Source organism: Marinifilum breve (assembly GCF_003202155.1).
GTDB lineage: Bacteria > Bacteroidota > Bacteroidia > Bacteroidales > Marinifilaceae > Marinifilum > Marinifilum breve.
On sequence record NZ_QFLI01000011.1, the window covers coordinates 23,865 to 41,330 of the forward strand.

The 17,466-nt window shown below is 36.3% G+C and carries 12 protein-coding genes; 6 read left to right on the top strand and 6 right to left on the bottom strand.

All coding sequences use genetic code 11. The features are described 5' to 3' along the window. Nucleotides 1-186 precede the first annotated feature (186 nt). Nucleotides 187-3,537, top strand: coding sequence for a transcription-repair coupling factor (gene mfd / locus DF185_RS19340; RefSeq protein ID WP_110362735.1), 3,351 nt, complete (start codon nucleotides 187-189; stop codon nucleotides 3,535-3,537). A 66-nt stretch (nucleotides 3,538-3,603) separates the two neighbouring features. Here the strand turns inward: mfd and DF185_RS19345 are convergent, their stop codons facing one another. Next, nucleotides 3,604-5,070 carry a PAS domain S-box protein gene (locus tag DF185_RS19345; protein WP_110362737.1) on the bottom strand — a complete coding sequence of 489 codons (1,467 nt, stop codon included), beginning with the start codon at nucleotides 5,068-5,070 and terminating at the stop codon, nucleotides 3,604-3,606. 206 nt (nucleotides 5,071-5,276) lie between these two features. On the opposite strand from DF185_RS19345, the gene DF185_RS19350 reads away from it, so the two are divergent. The 5 genes from DF185_RS19350 (at nucleotide 5,277) to DF185_RS19370 (ending at nucleotide 12,055) form a co-directional block, all read left to right on the top strand. Beyond that, nucleotides 5,277-6,020, top strand: a complete 744-nt coding sequence (locus tag DF185_RS19350) for a type III pantothenate kinase (protein WP_165836078.1) — start codon at nucleotides 5,277-5,279, stop codon at nucleotides 6,018-6,020. Nucleotides 6,021-6,274: 254 nt separating this feature from the next. Then, a complete protein-coding gene (locus tag DF185_RS19355; protein ID WP_110362741.1) occupies nucleotides 6,275-7,612 on the top strand; it encodes a tetratricopeptide repeat protein in 1,338 nt (445 codons plus the stop codon). Beyond that, on the top strand, nucleotides 7,605-8,189 hold the full coding sequence (gene lptC, locus DF185_RS19360) for an LPS export ABC transporter periplasmic protein LptC (protein ID WP_110362743.1): 585 nt from the start codon (nucleotides 7,605-7,607) through the stop codon (nucleotides 8,187-8,189). Before DF185_RS19355 ends, lptC begins: the two co-directional genes overlap by 8 nt. A gap of 247 nt (nucleotides 8,190-8,436) precedes the next feature. Further along, nucleotides 8,437-9,696: a hemolysin family protein gene (locus DF185_RS19365; protein WP_110362745.1), complete on the top strand. Its 1,260-nt coding sequence runs from the start codon at nucleotides 8,437-8,439 to the stop codon at nucleotides 9,694-9,696. Nucleotides 9,697-9,931: 235 nt separating this feature from the next. Beyond that, nucleotides 9,932-12,055, top strand: a complete 2,124-nt coding sequence (locus DF185_RS19370) for a peptidylprolyl isomerase (RefSeq protein ID WP_110362747.1) — start codon at nucleotides 9,932-9,934, stop codon at nucleotides 12,053-12,055. Nucleotides 12,056-12,377: 322 nt separating this feature from the next. Here the strand turns inward: DF185_RS19370 and DF185_RS19375 are convergent, their stop codons facing one another. Genes DF185_RS19375 through DF185_RS19395 form a run of 5 tightly spaced genes read right to left on the bottom strand, consistent with a single transcriptional unit; the run spans nucleotide 12,378 to nucleotide 17,463 of the window. Further along, on the bottom strand, nucleotides 12,378-12,824 hold the full coding sequence (locus DF185_RS19375) for a GatB/YqeY domain-containing protein (RefSeq protein WP_110362749.1): 447 nt from the start codon (nucleotides 12,822-12,824) through the stop codon (nucleotides 12,378-12,380). Between the two features lie 25 nt (nucleotides 12,825-12,849). Then, nucleotides 12,850-14,073: a cell division protein FtsZ gene (gene ftsZ, locus DF185_RS19380; RefSeq protein ID WP_110362751.1), complete on the bottom strand. Its 1,224-nt coding sequence runs from the start codon at nucleotides 14,071-14,073 to the stop codon at nucleotides 12,850-12,852. A 54-nt stretch (nucleotides 14,074-14,127) separates the two neighbouring features. After that, on the bottom strand, nucleotides 14,128-15,435 hold the full coding sequence (gene ftsZ, locus DF185_RS19385; RefSeq protein WP_110362753.1) for a cell division protein FtsZ: 1,308 nt from the start codon (nucleotides 15,433-15,435) through the stop codon (nucleotides 14,128-14,130). 32 nt (nucleotides 15,436-15,467) lie between these two features. After that, entirely contained in the window at nucleotides 15,468-16,730 is a 1,263-nt protein-coding gene (ftsA, locus tag DF185_RS19390; protein ID WP_110362755.1) for a cell division protein FtsA, read from the bottom strand. 1 nt (nucleotide 16,731) lies between these two features. Then, nucleotides 16,732-17,463 carry a cell division protein FtsQ/DivIB gene (locus DF185_RS19395; RefSeq protein WP_133250095.1) on the bottom strand — a complete coding sequence of 244 codons (732 nt, stop codon included), beginning with the start codon at nucleotides 17,461-17,463 and terminating at the stop codon, nucleotides 16,732-16,734. Nucleotides 17,464-17,466: the final 3 nt, after the last annotated feature.

Sequence of the window (17,466 nt, forward strand, 5' to 3'; positions counted from 1 at the left end):
ATTTATACTCATTTTCTCTTTTTTTCAGCTCAACAAATATTTTCCCTAAATTTGCCTCTCAATCAATAAAACGGGATTCATTGGAACTGTACCGATTATCATTTGGAATATCCATTTAGTGCACTCCGTTTCTAAACGGTTTTCAAATGCATATCGGCATAATACCTGTATAATTTAGGGAGATAAATGGTATTAAGAGAACTTAAAAGTATTTTTGCTGAACATCCGGCACGCTTCAGCATCGAGAATCATTTACATGGCAACGGCAATTTTCACCTACACTTGCGTGGATTGGTAGGATCGGCTTTGCCCGTGATGGTTTCATCAATAGAAAAGCAGGCGAAACCTCAACTGTTTATTTTAAACGATAAGGAGGAAGCTGCCTATTTTTATAATGATTTGTGCAACTTGATTGACGAAAGTTCGGTTCTTTTCTTTCCATCGTCGTACAAGCGTTCGGTGCAATACGAAAAAACGGATAACTCCAACATTATTCTACGCGCCGAAACTTTAAACCGATTAAATTCTAATCACCAGGCAAGCTACATTGTTACTTTTCCCGAGGCAATTGTCGAGAAGGTAATCAGTCAGGATCAGCTGACCGAAAACACACTTAAAATTAAGGTGGGTGAAAAACTATCTCCCGAGTTTGTTGAGGAAGTTTTGGTAGATTACGAATTCGAGCGTGCCGATTTTGTGGTGGAACCGGGTCAGTTTTCCATTCGTGGTAGTATTATCGATATCTTTTCTTTTTCGGATGAACATCCATACAGAATCGATTTCTTTGGTGAAGAGGTAGATTCCATTCGTGTGTTCGATGTGGAAAATCAACTTTCGATTAAAAAGCTGGATACGGTAGATATCATTCCGAACATTCAGGAAAATCTTTTGAAGAATTCCAGAATCTCATTTCTGAACTTTGCTCCGGACCAATCGGTGTTTTGGTGTAAGAATGTACAGTTTATCAGCGATAGAATTCAGGCAATCTATGAAAACACCATCGAGAAAGTTCCTACTTTGGAATTGGGAGAAGATACGGTGGCCACAAAAGATTACCTGATAAAAGGTTTGGATTTTATCGATCAGTTGAATCAATATTCGTGTATTGAGTTTGGGCAAAAATTCTTTTTCCCAACCCAGAACGAAATTCAGTTCAACCAAGCACCACAACCGGCTTTCAACAAAAATTTCGATTTGTTAGGCGAGCACTTGCTGAATAACAATGCAAGGGCCGAAAGCAATTTCATTTTATCGGATAACGCCAAGCAGATTGAGCGTATTCAAAATATTTTCGACGATAAAGGCATAGAAGTAGAGTTCCAATCTGTAGATCAAACCTTACACGAAGGTTTTTCCGATCGGGATTTGAGAATTTCTGTTTTTACCGATCATCAGATTTTCGATCGTTACCACAAATTCCGACTAAAAACAGCTACGGTACACAAGGCCAAGGAATCGGTTACCTTAAAGGAGATCAACCGACTTCATCCTGGCGATTATATCGTGCATGCCGATCATGGTATTGGACGTTTTGGTGGTTTGCAGAAGATTGATGTGAACGGAAAAGACCAGGAAGCAATCCGTTTGGTTTACAAAGACAACGACATTTTGTTTGTGAGTTTGCACTCGCTGCACAAAATCTCTAAATACAAAGGCAAGGATGGTTCGGCTCCAAAAATTTACAAGTTGGGAACCGGAGCATGGCAAAAACTGAAAGAGAAAACCAAGAGCAAGGTTAAAGACATAGCCAAAGAGTTGATCGCCCTTTATGCCAAGCGTAAAGCCGAAAGAGGATTTCAGTTCAGTCCCGATTCTTACATGCAACAAGAGTTGGAGGCTTCATTTATATACGAAGATACTCCAGACCAGGTAAAAGCTACAAAGGCTACCAAGGAAGGAATGGAATCGCCATTCCCAATGGACCGATTGGTTTGTGGTGATGTTGGTTTCGGGAAAACCGAAATTGCCATTCGTGCTGCTTTTAAGGCTGTGGCCGATAACAAACAGGTAGCGGTTTTGGTGCCAACAACCATTTTGGCATTTCAGCATTTTAAAACTTTCAGCGAACGATTAAAGAATTTCCCATGTCGTGTTGATTACATCAGCCGCATGCGAAAAGCAAAAGATCAAAGAGAAATTTTGAAAGATCTTAAGGCTGGTCAAATCGATATATTAATAGGAACACATCGCATTATTGGAAAAGACATCGACTTTAAGGATTTGGGTTTACTGATTGTTGATGAAGAGCAAAAGTTTGGCGTATCGGTGAAAGAAAAGTTGAAGCAATTGAAAGTAAATGTGGATACTTTAACGCTTACGGCTACTCCAATTCCAAGAACTCTGCAATTTTCATTAATGGGTGCGCGCGATTTGTCGATTATCAATACGCCGCCGCCAAACCGTTATCCAATTGTAACCGAAGTCCACAATTTTAACGAAGATATTATTCGCGAAGCCATCTCATACGAAGTGGAACGCAACGGGCAGGTTTTCTTTATTCACAACCGAGTTCAGAACATTAAGGAAGTTCAGGATATGATCCACAGAACGGTTCCTGGTGTTTCAACGGTTGTTGCCCATGGTCAGATGGATGGCCCAAAATTGGAGAAAATCATGCTCGAGTTTATCCGTGGCGATTACGATGTGCTGATTGCAACAACCATTATCGAATCGGGCTTGGATATTCCGAATGCCAATACCATTATCATTAACAATGGTCAGAATTTTGGTTTGAGTGAATTGCATCAGCTGCGAGGCAGAGTTGGTCGTTCCAACAAAAAAGCTTTCTGCTATTTGTTGACTCCTCCTATGGAATCGATGACCCAGGAAGCAAGACAAAGACTGCAAGCCATCGAAAACTTTTCTGAATTGGGAAGTGGATTCAACATTGCCATGCAAGATTTGGACATTCGTGGAGCTGGAAACTTGTTGGGTGGCGAGCAATCTGGTTTCATTACTGATATAGGATACGAAACCTATCAGCGCATCTTAAACGAAGCAATGCTTGAATTGAAGGAAAATGAATTCAAGGATGTATTTGCGGACGAAAAGAAAGAGGAAGAGAAAGAAGTAATCCGATTTATTAACGATTGCCAGATTGATACCGATCTTGAAATTTTATTCCCTGAAGAATATGTGGAAAGCATTTCGGAGAGAGTTCGTCTGTATCGCGAATTGGATAACATCCAAACTGATGAAGAAATTGAAAAATTCGAGGCTCAACTGAAAGACCGCTTTGGCGATTTGCCTGAACCAAGTATTGAGCTATTGAATGTTGTTCGATTAAGATGGTTGGCATTGGATCTTGGTATAGAAAAACTAATCTTGAAGAGTAACAAGTTGGTTCTTTATTTCATTTCCGATCAGGATTCACCATTCTATCAGTCGGCACAATTCAGCAAAGTGCTTCAATTCTTGCAAGCTCAAACCATTCCTTGCAAAATGAAGGAAGCAAAAAACAGACTGAGCTTAAGCTTCGAAAAAGTCTCGAATATTATTGCTGCAACAGACATATTAAAGAAAATAAATCAAGAATAATGATAAATAAAGATCGCTCAGTTTAAAACTCAGCGATCTTTCTCAATATTATATCGGTATCAATATTTAATCTTCGTGTAATTCTCTCACCAAAACCATAACCTTATCATTTCCTAAATTGGTGATGCGAGCTTCGTACCAATGTTCTCCTTTTGTGGTTTTCATTTCGTATTTAAATTTCTCCATAAAACCAACATTCAAAACTTTCTCAATTTTCTCTTCGGCCAATTTTAAAGCTTCGCCTGAAAAAACTTTATCCAGGTGTGCACCTATTATTTCACCTTTCGGAAGAGCTAAAACAGAATCATCATCCATCTTGTAATCTTCAAAAATCCCTTCTTTGTTCACTACAAAAATTAAATCAGGAATGGCATTGATTAAATCTTTGTTTCTGCGTTCGCTTTCCTCAAGCATCAACTGACTTTTTTTGCGAACCGTTACGTCTCTTACATAGCATACTATTCCTTTGTCGATTCCCTTCTCATTTTTTAGCATCGAAGAGTATAACTTCAGATAGGTTTCTTTTCCATCAATATCAAATAGAAGTTCAACTTCATAATTGCTATTTTTTTCGGTTGGAATCAACAAGTCTTCAGCAAATGACTTTTCTCTTCCCGATAATGACAAATCACTGTATGGCTTGCCAATCATATCGGACTCGCTTTTGCCAAAAATTCTTTCACATCCGTTATTCCATGATTTTACCATTCCATTCAAATCGAAGGTTACCACTCCATCATGAAAATGATTGATAATGTCTGCCTTTTCAGCTAGCATTTCACGGTAAGCATATTCTTGGGTGACATCACGAATAATAAATTGAAGATTGTTCTTACCATTGAACTCAATATGAGCTGCAGTCAAGCCAACGTCGAACGGATCACCATGTATGGTTTTAAATTTAAGATGTGTGTATTCAATTCCTTGTCCCATTTGAACGGCTCGGTCGAACTTTTCTTTAAATTCTTCTTGATACTCGTCACTGATATAGGAAAGAAGTTGAAGTCCCATAAGGTCTTCGATATATGCGGTCCTGAATAATTTTAATCCCAAACAATTTAGATATTCAATTCCACCTGCCTCATTAATCACCAAAATAGCCTCTGGCGAATCGGTAATAAAATTACGGAATCGCTTTTCTCTCATCTTTTGGTCTAAATCAAACTGATGTTTATAGAATGCCAACTCAATTGATATGCCCAATTCTTTTTTATCAATTGGTTTAACCAGGTATCCGTATGAATGGGTATTGATTACTCTTTGAATGGTCGATTCTTCAGTATCGCTGGAAAGAAAAATAACAGGAATATCAAATTTAGATTTTATCAATTCGGTTGTTTGAATACCATCCAGATCTCCTCCCAAGTGAACATCCATAAGAACAATATCCGGATTTAATTTTTCACACAAACGAATGGCTTCTTTACCATCCTCAACAATTCCTAACAAATCATAACCTAATTCCTTTAAGAACATTCTAAAAATGGTCGAAATTAAGTTGTCGTCCTCAACGATTAAAATCTTTTTTTTCATCAAGCAGTAATTGAAAATTTGACCGATACTAATACCATTTAATACCTAGAGCATGGGTTATTCTTCTTACAAAACAAACGAAGAGGATTCATCTTCATTAATTCCTTTCGAAAAACCTGTTGGGCACCTAATTTATATGCCTAAAGTTTACTAATTTTAAGCGATTTTACAAGCTATTTATAATAATACACATCAATTATTTTCCATTGAATCTTATAATTGACATAGGCAACACAAAAATTAAAGCTAGTATTTTCCTAAAAGGAGAATTCAATACTACCAAAGCTTCTGAAAAAGTGGATGTCGAATTTGCCAAGGAATTACTAAGTGAGTTCCCAACAATCGAAAAGGTAATCATCTCTTCGGTTCGAGAATATCCAATTGATTTGATCACTTTTCTTAAAACAAAAACTCAACATGTTTTCTTTTTTGATTCTAACCTTCCCATTCCAGTAGAAAATTTATATGAATCTAAAAAGACATTGGGTTACGATAGATTAGCTGCCTGTATTGGAGCATATGCAATGAATCCCAATCAGAACACTTTGGTAATTGATGCTGGAACTGCAATTACCTTCGATTTCTTAAATAAGAAAGGACAATACATAGGAGGATGCATTTCTCCCGGTTTAAGTATGCGTTACAAAGCTTTGAATCATTTCACGAAGAAACTACCTCTGCTTTCTGTAAATGAAGATTATCCATTAATTGGGAAAAACACCAACGAAGCAATAACTGGTGGAGTACAAAACGGAATTGTTTTCGAGGTGGATGCGTACATCAACCAATTGAAAGAGAAATATGATGATCTTAAAGTAATACTAACAGGTGGCGATGCTCCGTTTTTATATAAGAGTATTGCAAATACTTCAACTCTCGAAATGAATGTACTTGCAATTGGTCTAAACCATATCCTCGAATTTAATATTTTGGAACGCTCTAATAATTAACAAAGTTTTTGTTGATTTCCAATTTATTTATAGTTTTGCAAGAAGCTAATTTTAGAGCTTTCAAATGGTTATTTAGAACGAATTCAAAACTTATACTGAGACTTTGGTATGAGTTTTGCAGTTTTAGTTCCGACAAAACTAAAACTTTCGTTATATTTATTCTGACTTAATAGATATGACATTTTTCAGGATATCCTAAAGCCCATTTTTATAGTTTTGCAACAATTAAACTTGATTATAAAAAATTTAATAACATGAAAACAAGATTTACAATCGCAACTGTGGTTCTTTTGCTTTCAAGTATGTTTACCCTTAAGGCACAGACTTTGGAATCAAAATATGGATTGGATAGTGCTCAGACTGTATTGAACGCCTCTCTATATGTTGAGATGGTGAAGCAAAAAAATTATGAAGAGGCTCTTCCAGGTTGGAGATACGTTTACAATAATGCTCCTGCTTTCCAAAAAACAACTTACATTAAAGGTGTAACAATTATGCGTGGTATGCTACGCAAAACCAAAAATCCAAAGTATGTTGACACTTTGATGATGGTTTACGATCAGCGTATCAAATACTTCGGAAAAGATCGCAAATATCCTGAAGGATGGATTCTTGGACGTAAAGGTGGTGACTTGTTCAAGTACAAGAAAAAACACATTCCTTCAGTTAAGGAAGCTTATAGTATTTTGAAGAAATCTATCGAAATGCAACAATTAAAATCAGAAGCTACTGTAATTAATTACACTATGGAAGCTTCAGGTATTTTGGTTAAAGCTGGTGAAATTGAGCCAGAAGAAGTTATCGACAACTACCTTCTTTTCATGGACATGGCAAAAAAACAAATTGATGCTGAAACCAATGAAAAGAAAAAAGAAAACCTAGATAACGCTCGTAAAAATGTAGAGCAAATCTTCTTCAAAGCTGGTGTTGCTGATTGTGAAACATTAAGTAATATCTTTACTCCTAAATTTGAAGCTAACAAAGACGATATGGTTTTGATCAACAAAATCCTTCGCATGTTGAATCGCCAGGAATGTGAAGATGGTGCTTTATATGCAATGGTTGCTGAAAGAAAATATGAGTTAGAACCAAATGCTGATGCTGCTCACAACTTGGCTAAAATGTTTATCAAGAAAAAAGAGTTTGGTAAAAGTATCGGTTACTTAGAGCAAGCAATTGAATTGGAAGAAGATGCTGATATCAAAGCTGACCTACATTACAAATTAGCATACATTCAACTAAGTCAGAGTAAACTTAGCGCTTGTAGAACAAATGCTTTAAAAGCTGCTAAATTTAGATCAGGATGGGGTGAGCCATACATTCTAATTGGTAAAGCTTACGCTGCATATGCTCCAAAATACGGTTCTAAACCAATCGAGAAAAAATATCTGTATTGGTTAGCTGTTGATAAATTCAAAAAAGCTAAAGCAATTGATCCAGAGTGTGGAGAAGAAGCAAGAAAACAAATCGCTACTTATTCTAAGCATTTCCCAAATAAAGAAAATGCATTCTTCGAAGGTATTAAGGATGGAGATGTAATCACAGTAGGTGGTTGGGTTAACGAAACTACAAAGGCTAGACTTAATGAATAGTACGCCAAAAAATAAATACAATATTATCAAAAGCATTGTAATCCTTTCGGGGATTGCGATGCTTTTGTCTTGTGAGAACAGCATGAAAGAGGTGCAAAGTCTTACAACCAACGAGAATCTTCCGTTGCAACAGGGAAAAGAAGTTGAATTTATTTTCACCGATTCAACTAAAATTCAATACAGAGCTTTTGCCGTAGAATTTATTGAAACCGATTCGGAAGAAAGTGGAATGCTTCAGGAATTCCCTAAAGGGGGTAAAATTATTTCGTACGATAAGGATGAAAGTGTAGCTTGGGAAATTAAAGCCAACTATGCAAAACACTATCCTAAGGATGAACTTTGGGAGCTAAGAAATAATGTGGTTGCCAAAAGTGCAGATGGCAAAACAATTAGTTCTGAACTGATGTTTTGGGATCACACCAAACAGTTAATTTATTCAGATCAGTATACCAGAATTATTACAGCTGATGGTCAAGTATTGGAAGGCTCGAGCTTTTCAATTGATGAAGACATGAATGATTTAAGACTGAAACAAGGCTCAGGAAAAGTATATTTTGAGGACAAAAATGAGCAATAATCAATAAAGCTTGTTATCTTGCATACAACAAAACCTGATTAAAGTGAATCAAAAACTACCTTTTGTATTAGAAATCGTTTGGTTAATTGTAATGATCGGCAGTGCTAGTCTTGCCGTATACAGGACCATGCAAACCAATTTCTCGGAGAACATTTTATTATACGTTATTGCAATACTAGCAGCACTAATGTATACTTCGCGTAGATACCTTAGACGAACCCGAGAGAAAAACCAATCCCAAAAGTAAATGAATGATCTGATCATCATTTTTGCCATGCTTGCTCTTTCTGCCTTTTTCTCAGGAATGGAAATTGCTTTTATTGCGGCCAATAAATTGCGCATGGAGTTGGATAGAAATAAAAACACGGTTTCGTCCAGAATTATATCCATCTTTTCTCGATATCCAGGTCACTACATTAGCACAATGTTGGTTGGTAATAACATTGCGCTTGTAGTATATGGTATTGTTATGGCAAAGATGCTTGAACCTTCCATCGAACTTTGGGTTGATTCAGAATCTTTGGTTTTAACCATTCAAACCATAATCTCAACCATTTTGATTTTGGTTACTGCTGAGTTTATTCCAAAAACATTGTTTAGACTGAATCCTAATTTTGCACTGAACTTTTTCGCTCTTCCTGTAATGTTTTTTTACATCATATTTTATCCGGTTACAATAATAACCATGATGCTTTCAAAGAACATTATTCACAAACTATTCAAGACTAAAATTACAGAAGACGCGGAAACACAAGCTTTTGGTAAAGTTGACCTAGATCATTTGGTGCAAGAAGGACAAGACACGCAAGCCATTGCTGAGGATGAATTGCATGATATCAAGATTTTTAGAAATGCACTTGATTTTTCGAAAGTTAAGCTTCGTGAATGTATCGTTCCAAGGAATGAAATAGAAGCCATGGAATTAAATGGTGAACTTGAAGATTTAACTCAAAGATTCATTGAAACAGGCTACTCAAGAATCCTAATCTACAAAGAGTCCATAGATAATATTATTGGTTACGTTCACTCATCGGTAATTTTCAAAAAGCCACAAAGTATTAAATCTGCCTTAAGTAGAATTATTTTTGTGCCTGAAACCATGGCAGCACATAAGCTGCTAAACCTTTTCACCAAAGAACAAAAAAGCATTGCCGTAGTTGTTGATGAATTCGGTGGTACAGCAGGGATGGTTACCATAGAAGATATCATGGAAGAGATATTTGGTGAAATTGAGGATGAACATGATAATATCGAATTGGAAGAGGAAGTTCTATCTGAAAATGAATTTATATTCTCCGGTAGATTAGAGATTGATTACCTGAATGACAAATATGATTTGAACCTTCCTGAATCGGAAGACTTCGAAACCTTGAATGGATTCATTCTATTTAATCACGAAAGCATACCGAAGTACAACGAAACAATCAGAATTGATAACTTTAATTTTAAGATTGTAGAAGTAAGTAACACCAGGGTTGAGAAAATTAAATTAACCATTATTACTTAAGACTTTTACTTTTCATTCACTGCACATTAAACCCATTTCTACACAAAAACAAACCTTCATCAACTCTTATTGATATTGGTAAGAGAAAGCCTCTTCTGAGCATCATTTTTCAAACATTCATCAAGTAAATTTTACTTTACTATAAAAGACACCAAACTGATAGCTATAAAAAGCAATCATTTCCCATTTTTTTGTATATTCGTAGCCTAATTAAGAAATATTTAAATCTTTTTCGATGGCAACATTACAGAAAATAAGAAACCGTGGTGTGTTTATTGGGATCATCATTGGGGGAGCTTTGTTTGCATTTATTGCTGGTGACGCTCTAAAATCGGGTGGTTCCTTATTGACGAATTCACGAAATGAAATGGCAGAAATTGCAGGTGAATCAGTGAATATTCGTGACTTTCAGAATCGATTCAACCATAATATTGAAGTAGCAAAAATGATGTCTGGTCAATCTTCAATTCCATCAGAACAAATGGATAGATTAAGAGAACAGACTTGGCAACAAATGGTTCAAGAAATGGTGATGAATGTTGAATATGATGAATTAGGAATTTCAGTAACTTCTGATGAATTATTCGACATGGTTCAGGGTAGAAATATCGATCCTACAATTCGTCAAATGTTCCAGGGTCAAGACGGAACTTTTAACAAAGAACAAGTAGTTGCAACTCTTCAACAGTTAATTAACGCTCCTAAGGGAACTCCACAAAAAAACTATTGGTTGAACATCGAAAATGCAATGACTACTCAAAGAACTTTAACCAAGTACAATTCTTTAATTCAAAAAGGTTTGTACATGCCAAACGCAATGGTTAAAGATTTAGCTACCAAAGGAAGCAAAAAAGTAGATATCAATTATATCGTTAAAAATTACAACTTGATTCCAGATAGTACAATTACTGTAAGCGATTCTGAAATCAAAGAGTATTATAACGAACACAAAGATTTATTCGAACAAACTGAATCAAGAAGAATTGATTACGTTCCATTCTTGATTGAGCCTTCGACTGATGATTATAAAGCTACAGAAAAGTGGGTTGCTGACTTAAAAGCAGATTTTGCAGCTGAAACTAACAATGTTCAGTTTGTAGAATTAAACGCTGATACAGATTTCAATCCTCTATATTTGAAAAAAGAAGACATCTCAAATGCTGATTTGGCAGAATTTGCATTCTCAGCTAAGAAAGGTGATGTTACTGATGTATACTCAGAAGGTGATTCATACAAATTAGCTAAAATCAACGAAGTTAAAATGCTTCCTGATTCTGTTAAAGCACGTCATATCTTAATTCGTCCGGTAAACGGTGATTATGCTACTGCACAAGCTAAAGCGGATAGCTTAAAAACATTGCTTGAAAAAGGTGCTCGTTTCGATGACCTAGCAAAAGCAAATTCTGATGATCAAGGATCAGCTATCAACGGTGGAGACCTTGGATGGTTCACACAAGGTAAAATGGTTCTTCCATTTAGCGAAGCAGCCTTCGATTCAAAAAGAAACGAAATCAAAGTTGTTTTAACTCAATTTGGAGCTCACGTTTTACAAGTAACCAACAAAGGAAAATCTGTTAAGAAAGTACAGTTGGCGATTGTTGACCGTAAAGTTGAAGCTAGCAACAAAACAATTCAGACTGCTTACGCTAAAGCTCGTACATTTGCAGGTAACAACTTAAGCAAAGAAGCTTTCTTAAAAGCCGTATCTGAGCAAAACTTGCAAAGAAGAACTGCTAACCTAAGAAGAGATACAAAGAATATTCCAGGTCTTGAAAACTCAAGAGAATTGGTTAGAGCAGCTTATCAAACTGAAGAAATGGAAAATGTTTTGATGAACAATGACCAATCTGCAGTATTCGAATTCGGAGATAAATTTGTTGTTGCTGTTCTTTCTGATATCAAAGAAGAAGGTTTCGCAAACATCAATGATGTTGCTTCTACTATCAGACGTGAGATTAGAAAAGAAAAGAAAGCTGAGCAAATGATTGCTGAATTCAAGAAAAACAGTCAAGGAGCACAATCTCTTCTATCTGTTGCACAAAAAGAAAATCTTGAAGTAAAGAATGCAACTGGTGTTAGCTTCTCTTCATTCCAGATTCCTGGTGCAGGTATTGAGCCAAATGTAATCAGTACAGCTTCTCTTCTTGAAAAAGGAAAGATTTCTGCTCCTATTGAGGGTAACCAAGGTGTTTACATGGTATTAGTTACCAATGAAGCAACTGATGAAGTTACTGAAGATACAGTTGAAGCTTTCAAAGCAAGATTAGAGCAAGGATATCAATATCGTACAAACTATCAAGCATTCCAGGCATTAAGAGAAAATGCTAATGTTGTTGATAAAAGATATAAGTTTTACTAGACAATAGTAAACAGACAAAAAAAGCGAGGTGATTCATTCATCTCGCTTTTTTTGTGTCAAATTGTTGGTACAGCTTCAAGGTGTATTTTTGTTCCTGCAGACTGCAGCATGCTTTGTACATACTGTATTTTTCTCGCTGCAGGATGATTTTTACACACTGTATTTTCTTTCCTGCAGCTTGCAGGAACAAAAAATACACCTCGGAGTAATACCGATATATATGGAATTATTGGTAATCTCACTACAAGTGAGAATACCAATAAGAAAAAAAAAGAGCTGTCAACAAATGACAACTCTTTTCAATATCGTACAATATTAGAATTTACGAAAGCAATTCTTTTACCTTATCAGCAACAGCTTTTCCATCGGCCTTACCTGCCAATTGCTTTGTAGCCATTCCCATCACTTTTCCCATTTCTTTCATTGAAGAAGCTCCTGTATCAGCAATAATTTTTTGGACTGCTGTAGTCAATTCTTCATCGCTCATTTGAGCTGGCAGATAAACTTCAAGGAAACCCATTTCAAGCAATTCCTTTTCAGCCAAATCTTCTCTTCCGCCACTCTTATAGGTATCCGCAGCATCTTTACGTTGCTTCACCAACTTCTGAATGATTTTAACAGCTGCCGAATCTTCAATTTCCGAAGCTCCTGTTTTGGTCATTTCAAGGGTAAAAGCAGTTTTTGCAGATCTTATTGCCTGTAACTTATCTTTTTCTTTTGCTTTCATTGCAGATTTCATATCTGCATTAATTTGTTCAAGTAAGCTCATAATATTTTATTTTATCAAAATTCGTTTATTCATCATCCAGAGTAAATTTAATCACATTTCCTGAATGGTAACGCTTTTGATCCAGTTTCTGTTGTTTTCTTTTGTAAGCAGGTATACTTTCGAACTCATCAATTTCTGAATCTTTTAAATCGGTAAGAACTACTTTTTTCTCTTCTACTTTTGGTTCCTCTTCCAATGTCATTTTGGTTTGTTGAGCTACACCTCTTCCCCCTCTAAATGCAGTAGTTTTAGGTTTCTCAACTTCTTCGGTTATTCCTCCATTTTCGAATCCGGTAGCAATAATGGTAACAGAGACTCTATTTCCTAAAGCCAAATCCTGGCCTGTACCCCAAATGATCGATGCACTGTCGCCAACTGCTTCCTGAACGTAGTCGGTAATTTGACCAACCTCATCCATGGTAACTTCCTCTTCTCCCGAGCTAATATTTAAAAGAATATTTCTTGCTCCACGAACATCATTGCTATTCAATAATGGAGAAGTAAGAGCTTCGCGAATGGCATTTACCGATCGATCTTCACCTTCTGCCGAAGCTGATCCCATTACAGCAACACCACTATCGGTCATTACGGTTTTCACATCTTCGAAATCCACGTTAATGTATCCGTGCAAGGTAATAATTTCGGCAATTCCTTTGGCTGCTGTTGCCAATACATCATCTGCCTTAGCAAAGGCTGTAGAGAGCTTTAAATCTCCGTAAATTTCGCTCAATTTCTCATTATTAATCACCAATAATGAGTCTACATTCTCTTTTAATTTATTGATTCCCTCAATTGCTTGATTTAACCTCTGGCGGCCTTCAAAACGAAAAGGAATGGTAACAATACCTACAGTTAATATTCCTTGTTCTTTTGCGGCTTTAGCAATTACAGGAGCAGCACCAGTTCCAGTTCCTCCACCCATTCCGGCGGTAATGAAAACCATTTTGGTGTTATCGGCTAAAACTTCATTAACATCATCAATATTTTCAATAGCCGATTGTGCTCCACGTTCAGGTTTATTTCCAGCTCCTCTACCTTCGGTTAACGATTCTCCCAATTGTATTTTAACAGGTATTTCGCTATTCTCCAAAGCTTGTGCATCGGTATTGCAAATCACAAAATCTACATCCTTAATGCCTTGCTGAAACATATAATTTACAGCATTACCACCACCGCCACCAACACCAATTACTTTTATAATTGATGATTCATTCTCGGGTAAGCTAAAATCAATTAAATCTTCTGCCATTTTTTATACTTCTAATCTCTCCTAATTAATAATCATACAATCAAATTATTGATCTTACATAGGAGTATCCTTGTTATCAAATATATTTGAGAAACTTTTCTTAAACCAACCATTTAAACTCTCCTGTTCTTCCTCATGATCTTCCACTTCATTGATTTCGACCTGAGAAATTGGTTTGGACTCTGGCTTGGTATTCTTAGTTTTTACTTCGAAAATTTCTTCTTTTTCTTCTTCAGAGCGTTTGCGCATTAACTCTTCGCGACGCTGAATTTCTTCTCTTCTTTTTGCTGCGGCTTTTTCCTCTTCAGCAGCTGGGTTTTCAATGATTAGTTCCAATTTTGGAGCATCCTCATCTCTTTTTCGAGGTTCAATCATCAATTCAGGAATAGGATTTTCAGAAAAGCCAGTTGCAATAATGGTAACACTTAACTCTTCTCCCATTTTTTCATTGTAACCATTTCCCCAAATCACGCTCACATCATCTCCAACAACATCTTGCACATAATCGGTAATCTGACTCACCTCTTGCATGGTAACTTCCTCATCACCCGAAATGATATTCAAAAGAATATTTCGAGCACCAACAATATTATTGCTATTTAAAAGAGGTGATGTTAAAGCTTCTTCAATGGCTCGAATTGATCTATCTGGTCCTGAAGCTGTAGCTGATCCCATTACCGCCACACCACTATTTCTCATTACTGTTTCAACATCCGCAAAATCGACATTTACATAGCCAGCAACCGTTATGATTTCAGCAATACTTTTTGCAGCTACAGAAAGAACACTATCTGCTTCGGCAAATGCATCGGAAAGTTTTAAATCGCCATACATTAACCGCAACTTTTCATTGTTGATAATCAACAATGCATCAACATGCTTTTCAAGGTTTTCAATTCCTTCCATAGCTTGTTGAATTCTTTTCTTCCCTTCAAATCTAAATGGTATTGTAACAATCCCTACTGTAAGTACATCTTGCTGGCGAGCCGCTTCTGCAATAATAGGTGCAGCACCGGTACCGGTTCCTCCACCCATTCCGGCAGTTACAAAAACCATTTTGGTTTTTTCACTCAAAACTTTATTGATATCGTCTAAACTTTCGATTGCAGATTCTCTGCCTCTCTCAGGCTTATTCCCTGCTCCTCTTCCTTCGGTTAGCGATTTTCCCAACTGAACTTTAATGGGTACAGGACTATTTTCGAGTGCTTGTGAATCAGTATTACAAATTACAAAATCAACCCCCGTAATTCCTTCTTTTAACATGTGGTTGACAGCGTTTCCTCCTCCGCCTCCCACACCAATTACTTTAATTATGGATTTTTCTTTTGGTTCAAAATTAACCGGTAATAATTCGTCAATCATGATCTCACAGTATTAGGGTTACAATATCTTTTTTACATATCCACATCTTGGGTATCAAATAAAGATCCAAGGAATGCTGTAAATCCTTTTTTCTTTTTTGGTTTATTTCCATTTAAATCGGTCTTTTCTAAAGGTTTTGGCTTGGGTTTTTCCATGCCTTTTAGTAAAAGACCAATAGAGGTTGAGTACATTGGATGATCAATATTTTCTTCCAAATTCACTTTTGAGTTTCTAGGGAAACCAATTCTAACATCCAAATTCGTTCTTTGCTGTGTCAAAACATCAAGGTTGGTAAGTAAACCTCCTCCTCCGGTTAACACAATTCCAGCTCCAATTTTATCTTTCAAACCTGTTGATTCAACCTGAAATTTTACAGAATCAATGATTTCTTCCATTCGACACTGAATAATTTGAGCAAGAAACTTGAAGGATATGTCCTTCTCGTCCCATCCTCCGGTTGCAGGAATCGTAACTACTTTATCATCCGAAGTCATATCAGCAACAGCCTCACCAAATTGCACTTTTAATGCCTCGGCCTGTTTTAAAAACACCGAACATGCCTCTTTTATATCTTTGGTTACATGATCACCTCCAAAAGGAATAACCGAAGTATGTTTTAAAACGCCATCAAAATAAAGGGTAACATCAGTGGTACCTCCACCTATATCAACAAGTACAACTCCAGCCTCTTTTTCTTCTTTAGTTAAAACGGCCAAGGATGATGCCAAGGGTTCAAGAACCAATTCTTCTACATCCAAGCCTACTTCTCGAACACATTTTTCAATATTTCTGGCTGATGCAGTTCGTCCGATTATAATATTAAAATGACCATCTAATCTACGCCCAGCCATTCCAAGAGGATTCTTAATTCCAACCTCTTTATCAACCACAAATTCTTGAGGAATTACATGTAAGATTTGCTCACCAATTTCAACAGGATGTTTGTAATTTTCATTGGTAATTTGCTCAATATCTTCCTTTGTAATTTCTTCAACCGAATTCTCTATATACTTAAACTTCCTCTCTTTAACTATGCGAATATGCTGTCCGGCGATTCCTACATAAACTGTAGAAAATTCCTTATTGGTTTTCTCTTTCAAACGAGCCACAGCTTCATTAATAGCCTCGATTGTAAGTTCAATGTCATGAATTACTCCACGCTTTACACCCTTAGAAACAGTACGCTCCATACCCAAAATATTAAGCTTTCCATCATGGGAAATCTCACCAAGTATGGCAACAATTTTTGTTGTTCCTATGTCAATTGCGGCTATTATATTATTCGTCCCAACCATTCTAGTTCTTTTTTGTACAAACCACCTGATTTTCGTATTTCAGGTTGATTCTTTTGTATCTGTTCCACCCAGTTTTTGTAAAACCATCGGTGTACAAAGCATACAATTTTTCGAATTTCTTCTGATAATTTTCAATGCTTCCCAACTCAATTTTATGTGCTCCTACACGAGGTACTAAAATATACTCTTTCCCGCGTGTTACATGCACTTGAGTTATTTGTGACTTCCAAAATTCATCATTTGTAATAAATTTTACCAAATCAAAAAGCTCTTCTTTTATCAACTGCTCATTTACTGCCCCCGAAACCACCAAAACCCTTGATGTAAATTTAGGCGATAAAGGCATTTTCTTTCCTTCCTCATCAATATAATATCCTCTTCCCTGTAAAATACGAACAATTGGATTTCTCTGATGAATCTCAACAATCAAATTTCCTGAAAGAGAAGAATAAATTTCTGACTTTTTCACATATGGAACCTGATTGATCTTATCCTCCAAAACTTCTTTGTTAATCGCATAAACAGAGTTTCCTTCCCAATCTGGATACTGTTTTTTTACAATCTTCTCAACATCCTTATTACTAACAAAACCACTGTCAATGCTATCTTTCACTTTAACTTTTATATCGCTTAGGATAATGGCATCTCTCTTCTCGCCAACAAACGAGAAGCTTACCAACAAATATCCAAGCATCGATATCCAAATTAATATGACAGTAATTTTTCTAAGCATGTT